This window comes from Pseudomonas sp. AGC41 (assembly GCF_057334555.1).
The window spans coordinates 1-8,426 of sequence record NZ_JBHFJB010000044.1 but is presented as its reverse complement, the minus strand read 5'-3'; the positions used below and the strand labels follow the sequence as shown (position 1 = coordinate 8,426).

General features: G+C 63.1%; 7 protein-coding genes. 1 reads left to right on the top strand and 6 read right to left on the bottom strand.

Annotated features, from left to right (window positions below; all coding sequences use genetic code 11):
- Window positions 1-50: 50 nt before the first annotated feature.
- From uxuA to ACE04F_RS08475, 6 genes are all read right to left on the bottom strand, one after another.
- Window positions 51-1,238 (bottom strand): mannonate dehydratase, encoded by a 1,188-nt coding sequence (gene uxuA, locus ACE04F_RS08500; RefSeq protein ID WP_486105835.1) that lies wholly within the window; start codon window positions 1,236-1,238, stop codon window positions 51-53.
- A 16-nt stretch (window positions 1,239-1,254) separates the two neighbouring features.
- A complete protein-coding gene (locus ACE04F_RS08495) occupies window positions 1,255-2,712 on the bottom strand; it encodes a mannitol dehydrogenase family protein (RefSeq protein ID WP_486105833.1) in 1,458 nt (485 codons plus the stop codon).
- A gap of 12 nt (window positions 2,713-2,724) precedes the next feature.
- Window positions 2,725-4,017: an MFS transporter gene (locus tag ACE04F_RS08490; RefSeq protein ID WP_434568715.1), complete on the bottom strand. Its 1,293-nt coding sequence runs from the start codon at window positions 4,015-4,017 to the stop codon at window positions 2,725-2,727.
- Between the two features lie 78 nt (window positions 4,018-4,095).
- Window positions 4,096-5,127: a Zn-dependent oxidoreductase gene (locus ACE04F_RS08485; RefSeq protein WP_486105830.1), complete on the bottom strand. Its 1,032-nt coding sequence runs from the start codon at window positions 5,125-5,127 to the stop codon at window positions 4,096-4,098.
- Between the two features lie 55 nt (window positions 5,128-5,182).
- On the bottom strand, window positions 5,183-6,394 hold the full coding sequence (gene manD / locus ACE04F_RS08480; RefSeq protein ID WP_486105828.1) for a D-mannonate dehydratase ManD: 1,212 nt from the start codon (window positions 6,392-6,394) through the stop codon (window positions 5,183-5,185).
- Window positions 6,395-6,397: 3 nt separating this feature from the next.
- On the bottom strand, window positions 6,398-7,399 hold the full coding sequence (locus ACE04F_RS08475) for a sugar kinase (RefSeq protein ID WP_486105893.1): 1,002 nt from the start codon (window positions 7,397-7,399) through the stop codon (window positions 6,398-6,400).
- A gap of 152 nt (window positions 7,400-7,551) precedes the next feature.
- On the opposite strand from ACE04F_RS08475, the gene kdgR reads away from it, so the two are divergent.
- Window positions 7,552-8,334: a DNA-binding transcriptional regulator KdgR gene (gene kdgR / locus ACE04F_RS08470; RefSeq protein WP_486105826.1), complete on the top strand. Its 783-nt coding sequence runs from the start codon at window positions 7,552-7,554 to the stop codon at window positions 8,332-8,334.
- Window positions 8,335-8,426: the final 92 nt, after the last annotated feature.

The window sequence follows — 8,426 nt, the reverse complement described above, 5'->3', positions numbered from 1 at the left end:
CCCCCCCCCCCCCCCCCCCCCCCCCCCCCCCCACGGGGTGTTGCTTGGGGTTAGTGTGCTGTTTGATCCAGTTGTCGGCGCACGGCCAGCTCCACACCGCGGATTTCCGCCAGGCCCTTGAGGCGGCCGATCAGGGAATAGCCCGGATTGCTCTTGCGATGCTGGTCGTCGAGCAACTGATGCCCATGGTCTGGACGCAGCGGCAAGCGCGGGCCGCCTTCGCGCTCGCGCCGGCGCTCTTCGGCCACCAGGGCACTGATGACCCCGACCATATCGACGTCCCCAGCCAGGTGATGAGCTTCATGAAAGCTGCGTGGATCGCCTTCCCGACGGGTCGAACGCAGGTGAGTGAAGTAGATGAACGGCGCAAAGTGCCTGGCCATCGCCACCAGGTCGTTGTCTTCGCGCACGCCATAGGAGCCGGTACAGAATGTCAGGCCATTGGCCGGGCTTGGCGCGGCATCCAGCAGCCATTGGGCATCTTCGGCGGTAGAAAGGATGCGCGGCAGCCCGAGCAATGCCCGGGGCGGGTCGTCCGGGTGGATCGCCATGCGCACGCCCACCTCCTCCGCGACCGGAATCACCGCGCGCAGAAAATACCCCAGGTGCTCACGCAACCTGGCCTCGTCGATGTCGGCGTAGGTACGCAGCAACTCGCGGAATTTGTCCAGGCTGTAGTGTTCTTCCGCACCGGGCAATCCGGCGATCAGGGTATCGACCAAGGCTTCGCGCCCGGCGGGCGACAGTTGTTCGAAATAGGCCTTGGCCTGCTGGATATCCTCGGTGTTGTACTCGTCCTGCGCTCCCGGACGCTGGAGGATGAACAGGTCGAAGGCGGCGAACGCAGTCTGGTCGAAGCGCAAGGCCCAACCGCCATCCGCCAGTTCATACGTCAGGTCGGTGCGGGTCCAGTCCAGCACCGGCATGAAGTTGTAGCAGACGATATCGATACCGCAGGTCGCCAGGTTACGCACGCTTTGCTGATAGTTGGCGATGTACTCGTCACGACGTCCGCAGCCGCGCTTGATGTCTTCGTGCACCGGAATGCTTTCCACCACGGACCAGGTCAAGCCGGCCGCTTCGATCAGCGCCTTGCGCGCCGCGATGGCGTCCACCGGCCAGACCTGGCCATTGGGAATCTCATGCAATGCGGTGACGATGCCGGTCGCACCGGTCTGGCGAACGTCCGCCAGGGAAATCGGATCTTTGGGGCCAAACCAACGCCATGTCTGTTCCATGTTGTTCTCCTTGTTATCAGTTGGGTGCGGCAAAGGTGTGCAACAGGCTGTCCACGCCATCGCGGGTCAAGGCGCCATAGACACGGTGCACCGCATCGCGAAATGCGGCGCGAGCCGACAGCGCCGGCGGGAAGACTTCTTCAAGGTCGAGAAAAGCATCGACCCGCGATGCGCCCTCGAAGCGTCCCGCAACGTCGGCAAAGGTTGCGCTCAACGGGTCGTCGACCACATGCGCCGGTCGGCCGGGCAACGGCTGCGTGCAGTAATGAATCCAGGCGGCAATTCCCAACGCGGTGCAGTCGATGCCGCGCCCTTGGTCGAGCAATTGCTCGGCGCCGAGCAACCAGCGTTGCGGCAGTTTTTGCGAACCGTCCATGGCAATCTGGCGCAAGCGATGTTGCAGGCTGTCGTTGGCGAAGCGCGCCAGCAGGTCGCGACCGTATACCGACAGGTCGATACCTGCCGGCATGTCCAGCGTGGGCGCGGCTTCCTCGGTCATGTAGCGCTCGATGAAATGCGCCAGCCTCACATCGCTGACGGCCTCGAAGACTGACTCATGCCCGGCCAGCAGCCCCACATAGGCCAGCAGCGAATGGCTGCCGTTGAGCATGCGCAATTTCATGGTTTCGAACGGGCGCACGTCGTCGACCACTTGCACGCCTTCGACTTCCCAGTCCGGTCGGCCAAGGGGAAAGTGGTCTTCGATCACCCACTGGCTGAAGCTTTCACAGACCACGGCGGCGCGGTCGTGGCAGTCCAATTGTTGCGCCAGCCGGGCGAAGGCTTCCTCGTCCATGGCCGGCACTATGCGGTCGACCATGCAGCTGGGAAACGCCACCTGTTGCTCGATCCACTGCGCCAGCGCCTGATCCTGCAACGCCGCCAATGCGCTGACCGCCTGGCGGGTGCGCTGGCCGTTGTCGGGCATGTTGTCACAGCACAACACGGTAAACGCCGGAACGCCCGCGGCGCGCCGACGCCGCAGGGCTTCGAGGACGATGCCGGGCGCCGAGCGCGGCGTCTGCGGATGGGCGATATCGTGGGCAATGGTCGGATCCTCACGGCGCAACTGCCCTGAAGAAGGGCTCAGGCAGTAGCCTTTTTCAGTGACGGTGAGCGTGACGATCCGCGTCTGCGGCGCGGCCATGCGTTGCAACAACTGCTCCAGTTCCTGACCGCCCTCGCCCGCATACAAGGCCTCGCGCAACACCCCGATTTCGCGCAGCGTCACCTGCTCGCGGTCACGATACTCGGCCACATGGTAACGACCGTCCTGCTCGCGCAATTGCTCGACCAAGGCGTGATTGGAGCGCAGGTTGGCGCTGCACAAGCCCCAGTCGCTGGCGCCGTGGCGATTGAGATGGCGTTGCAGGTACACCGCCTGATGCGCCCGGTGAAAGGCGCCCAGGCCCAGGTGCACGATGCCGATCGCGCGGGCCTGGCCGGTGGCGGGGACGCGTTGGTTGAGCGACATGGCTATCCTCCTTCAGGGATGGTCGAGGGCTGGACGCGGCTGGACGCCGGCATCGGCCTGCGGCGCGACACCTGCCACCGCCAGCGGCTTGACGTAACGCGCCACGCACAGCGCACCGATGATGGTCAGCAGGCCCGCCAGCAGGAACGCGCTGGTGAACGAGCCGGTGAACTGGACGATGAACCCGGTCAGGGTTGGCCCGATGATGCCCGAGGTGTTGGCCAGGAAATGCATGAAGCCACTGACGCCGCCGACCCGCGCCGCAGGCACCGTGTCCTGGATGATCGCCCAGTAGATCGCGCCGGTGAGGTAGAGGAAAAACACCGCCAGCGCCACCAGGATGACGGCCGGATACAGCGTTTTCACCACCCCGGCGACGCCGATGCAACCGGCGCAGGCCAACAGGCAAGTCACCAGCACGACTTTGCGCGAGAACATGATCCGCCCGGTCTTCTTGAAGACGAAGTCGGAAATGAACCCGCCCAATGCCAGACCCAGGAAGCCCAGCAGCCAGGGGATGACCGTGGCTATGCTCATGTCCTTGACGTTCAGGCCGTGGGCCATGGTGAGATAACTGGGGAACCAGGTCAGGAAGAAGAACAGCGTGTAGTTATAGGAAAAGAACGCCAGGGAGGTGAACAGCACCGTCGGCTGCTTGAGGTAGAACCGCAGCGGGAACACCGGTTGCGACGCCAGCTCGCTCTGCCCCTCCGCCCGCAGGATATCCTCGGCACCCTCGCCCTCGGGCTTTTCCTTGACGAACTTGTACCAGATTGCCGCCCAGATCAGGCCGACCAACATGATGATGATGAACGACACCTTCCAGCCGTAGGTGACCGCAATAAAGCCCACCACCGGACCGGAAATCGCCCCGCCCAGCGGCGTGCCGGACATCGAGGCACCAAGGGCTCGCGCCCGGCGCTTGGGGGTGTACCAGTTGTTCACCATCTTGCTGGTGGTGACGCTCAGCGGACCTTCACCCATGCCGAACAGGATCCGGATGAGCACCAGCGACGCGAAGCCCACCGTCAGCACCGTGAGGCCGCTGAACAACGACCACAGGACCATGGCCAGCAGCAACGTGGTCTTGGCGCCATAACGGTCGGCGGCCCAGCCACCGATGAAGTTGAAGGCGGCATAACCGACGAAAAAGCTGCTGAAGATCATGCCCATCTCACCCGTACTCAGACCGTAGTCTTTCTGGATGAACGGCGCCGCCACAGACAATGCCGACCGGTCGAGGTAATTGATCACCCCGGCCAGGAACAGCATGATGATGATTAAGCTACGTCCTTGACCAAACATGGTGGAACCTCCCGCTTGTTGTGTTTATTCGGTGAGGGTGCCCATGACAGGCACGATGAAACCGGTGATGCAGACGGCTCAGTGAAGGGCGCTCGTCAGCTCCACCAGGACTTTTCGGGTTTGCTCGGGGTGCTTCTCGATCAGGTCGATGGCGCCGGGCATTTCATCGAAGCTGACGCGATGGCTGATCAGGTCCTGGACCTGTAATTTGCCGCTGGCGATCAGTTCGATCACCCGCGGAAACTTGCGGTTGTTGAGCCGCGAACCGACCAGGGTCAATTCCTTCTTGATCATTTCCAACTGCACCAGATCGCTGGGCGTGGCATTGAAGCCGAGCAATCCGATGCGCCCGGCCGGCGAGGCCAGGCGCACCATCTGCGGCATCAGCGCCGGAATGCAGGCGGCGTCGACGATCAACGGCACGCCCTCGCCCTGGGTGTGCTCACGCATCAGCGCCTCGACATCGACTTGCTGGCCGTTCAGGGTCCGACTGGCGCCCAGCGCACGCGCTGTCTCCAGGCGGCTGTCGATGACATCGGTCACGGTGATGTCAGTCATTCCCAGCGCCCGGGCCATCTGCACCAGGGTCAGGCCGATCACGCCAGCGCCGTAGATCAACACGCTGTCACCCGGTTGCGGCTGCATCCGATCGAGCACGTTCAGGGCAATGGAATAAGGCTCCACCAGGGCGCCGTGGCTGAGGGACATCGAATCGGGCAAGCGGTGGGCATTCTCGGCCGGGACGCAGACCTGCTCGCTGAAGCCTCCGTCACGATGCACGCCGATCACTTGCAGCCGCGTGCAGACGTTCGGCCGCCCAATGCGGCAGGGATAACAGGTGCCGCAACTGATCACCGGATCGATGCACACCCGGTCGCCTATCTGGAGATGCTCGACACCTGCACCGACCTGCCGGATCACCCCGGAGAACTCATGGCCGGTGACCCGGGGGAAACGCACGAATGCGTTCTGCCCGTGAATGATGTGCATGTCCGAGCCACAGATACCGGCATACGCCACATCGACCTGGACCTCGCCACGAGCGACCTCGGGGCGGTCGACCTGGGCCAGGCCGAACTCGAAGGGTGCTCTTACCTGGAACGCTTTCATCGGATGACTCCTGGCGGGACATTCGTCCCGTTTCCTCAAGTGGGTTGAAACCGTTTCACCAATGCCACAGCGTGCCGTCTTCAAGACGGTTGACCGGCAGGCTCGCGCGTTTGTAGGGGTATTGGCGGGCAAGCTCTTCATCGATATCGACGCCATGCCCAGGCGTTTCGCCCGGGGTGAAATGGCCGTCCTCGAAGCGATACGCATGGGGGAAGACCTCATCGATGCGGTCTTCGTGAGGCATGTGTTCCTGGATGCCGAAGTTCGGCACCCACGTATCGAAATGCAGGGCCGCGCCCATGCACACCGGTGACAGGTCCGTGGCCCCGTGAAAACCGGTGCGCACCTGGAACAGCGCGGCGAAATCGGCAATGCGCCGCACATGGGTAATGCCGCCGGCATGCACCAGCGTCGTGCGGATGTAGTCGATCAACTGTTCCTGGATCAGCTCGCGGCAGTCATGGATCGAGTTGAACACCTCGCCCACCGCCAGCGGCGTGGTGGTGTGCTGGCGGATCAGGCGGAAGCTCTGCTGGTTTTCCGCCGGCGTGCAGTCTTCCAGCCAGAACAGGTTGTACGGTTCCACGGCCTTGCCCAGGCGCCCGGCCTCGATGGGCGTCAGGCGATGATGCACGTCGTGGAGAATGTGCAGGTCATCGCCAAAACGCTCGCGCACGGCGGCAAACAGCTTGGGTACATAGTTGAGGTATTTGGCGGTGTCCCAGACGTGTTCCGCGGGGAGGTCGCTGTCGGCCGGTTCATAACGTTCGCCACTGCGTTTGGCGACGCCGTAGGTGGTGGCAATGCCGGGCACGCCGCATTGCACCCGCACGGCCTTGTAGCCCAGCTCGACGTGACGGGCGACTTCGTCCAGGCAGCCGTCGATGTCCTTGCCGGTGGCGTGCCCGTAGACCATCACCCGCTCACGGCTCTTGCCGCCGAGCAATTGGTACAGCGGCATGTTCGCGGCCTTGGCCTTGATGTCCCAGAGCGCCACGTCGACGGCGGCGATGGCCGTCATGGTCACCGGCCCTCGACGCCAGTAAGCGCCGCGATAGAAGTACTGCCAGATATCCTCGATGCGATGGGCATCACGGCCGATCAACGCGGGAAGAACGTGCTCTTCCAGATACGCGACGACGGCCAGTTCGCGGCCGTTCAACGTGGCATCGCCGATACCGTAGATGCCTTCGTCGGTGACAATCTTCAACGTGACCAGGTTGCGCCCCGGGCAGGTAACGATGACACGCGCTTCAACGATTTTCATAAGTCAGACCTGTTCGACAAAAGGAAGTGAGGACGTGCCCATGCTCGGCATGGCCGCCTGCGGAATCAGCGCGCCCCGGTACTGGACGACCTCGGCAGCCAGGCGATGGCCCCAGCGGGCGGCCTGCTGCGGGTCACCGCCGCACAGGTGGCAGGCCAGGTAAGCAGCGTTGAACGAGTCACCGGCAGCGGTGGTGTCGATGACCTGCGCGACGGTCTGCGCCGGCACTTCGAAACGCCCCGCGGGACACTGGATCAGGCAACTGGCGGCGCCACGCTTGAGGGTAACTTCGCGGACACCCGCCTCGGCATAGGCACTGAACAAGGCATCAGGGTCCCGGTAACCGAACAGGCTCGCGTCGTCTTCCCAAGTCACCAGCGCCAGGTCGCTCAGGTGCAGCAGATCGCGATAGGCCTGCCGAGCCGTTTCAGGATCGGGCCAAAGGTGGGGACGGTAGTTGTTATCGAAGACAATGCGCGTGCCCGCCCGGCGAGCCCGATGCAAGGCGTGGATCAGGCGCTCGCGCCCCTCCGACAGGAGGATCGCCAGGGTGATGCCGCTCAGGTAGACATAGTCGTAATCGGCCAGCGCAGCGAGCATGGCCTCGGCCTCGGCGCCTTCGAACATGCGCCGCGCCGCCGCTTCCCCGCGCCAGTAGAGGAACCGCCGCTCGCCGTGTGGATCGGTCTGGATGAAGTACAACCCCGGCAGCGCGTCTTCGATCACCCGGACATGCGCATCGCCAATGCCTTCGTCCAGCCAGGACTGGCGCATGGCCGCGCTGAATGCGTCGTTGCCCACCGCGGTCATGTAGTCCACGGCGACGGCGCCACGTGGATTCAATCGGGCCAGGTAGACCGCGGTGTTAAGCGTATCGCCACCGAAGGTCTGCGTGATTGCGGCATCCGGCCCGCCGCGCACCTCGATCATGCACTCACCCACCAGCGCGACCTTCAGCGGTCGGGGGTAGCGGGTGTCCGGGCCATGGTTGAGTGTCAAATCCATCATTACGCGCCTTTCTTGTTTTTAAAACGGCGTTTCATTTTTATCTCAAGGCCCGAGTCTAGTCAGATTTCCGGGCTCGTCAAGCAAAAATGAAACAGCGTTTTGTTCTGCTTGCGTATATCCTTGGGTTTTACTTTCACGTTGGAGCCTTCATGGACAACAGCGTCATTCCCAACAACGATCTGGTGTCGGCGGTTGGCCGGACCATGGCAGTGCTCGAGGCCCTGGCCGAGCATCCGGAAGAAAGCGGCGTGTCGGAAATCGCCACCAAACTGGACATGTCCAAGGCCACGGTCTATCGCTTCCTGCAGTCACTCAAGGCTCGCGGGTATGTGGTGCAGGATGCCGAAGATCGTTATCGCCTGAGCGTGCGGCTGTTCGAACTGGGCGCCCAGGCCCTGCCCCATCTGGACATCGTTCGCGAAGCGGAGCCGGGGATGCGCCGGATCAACGAGCTGACCGGCGAGACCGTGCACCTGGGGATTCTTGACGAAGGCAGCATCGTCTACGTGCACAAGATCGACTCCAAATACAACCTGCGCATGTACTCGCGCATCGGCCGGCGGGCGCCGTTGTACTGCACCGGCATCGGCAAGGTGCTGATGGCGTGGCTGGAAGAGGAAGAGCTGCTCGCGCACCTCGCGCAGGAAAGCTTCGAGCGCCGTACGGCCAATACCTTGACCAGTGTCGAGGCGTATCTGCAGGAGTTGGAGATCGTTCGCCAGCAGGGCTATGCCGAGGATCACGAAGAATTCGAAGACAACATGCGCTGCCTGGCGGCACCGATCCGCGACCGGTTCGGCCATGTGATCGGCGGGATGAGCGTTTCATTCCCGTGCTTTCGCTTCAGGGAAGAATTGAAGCAGGACTACGTCAAGCAACTGATGCAGGCGACGCAGCAGATTTCAGCTCAGTTGGGTTGGCATGCAGGTTGAGCGCTAGATCCGACGACAAACCCGTGGCGAGGGAGCTTGCTCCCGCTGGCTCGCGAAGCGGCCCCTTTTGGGCCTGCTGCGCAGTCCAGCGG

Excerpts from the sequence above, each read along its gene's own strand:
- ACE04F_RS08495 (WP_486105833.1), bottom strand. The coding sequence starts at position 2,712 with ATGTCGCTCAACCAACGCGTCCCCGCCACCGGCCAGGCCCGCGCGATC.
- ACE04F_RS08485 (WP_486105830.1), bottom strand. The coding sequence starts at position 5,127 with ATGAAAGCGTTCCAGGTAAGAGCACCCTTCGAGTTCGGCCTGGCCCAG.
- kdgR (WP_486105826.1), top strand. The coding sequence starts at position 7,552 with ATGGACAACAGCGTCATTCCCAACAACGATCTGGTGTCGGCGGTTGGC.
- manD (WP_486105828.1), bottom strand. The coding sequence starts at position 6,394 with ATGAAAATCGTTGAAGCGCGTGTCATCGTTACCTGCCCGGGGCGCAAC.
- ACE04F_RS08490 (WP_434568715.1), bottom strand. The coding sequence starts at position 4,017 with ATGTTTGGTCAAGGACGTAGCTTAATCATCATCATGCTGTTCCTGGCC.
- ACE04F_RS08475 (WP_486105893.1), bottom strand. The coding sequence starts at position 7,399 with ATGGATTTGACACTCAACCATGGCCCGGACACCCGCTACCCCCGACCG.
- uxuA (WP_486105835.1), bottom strand. The coding sequence starts at position 1,238 with ATGGAACAGACATGGCGTTGGTTTGGCCCCAAAGATCCGATTTCCCTG.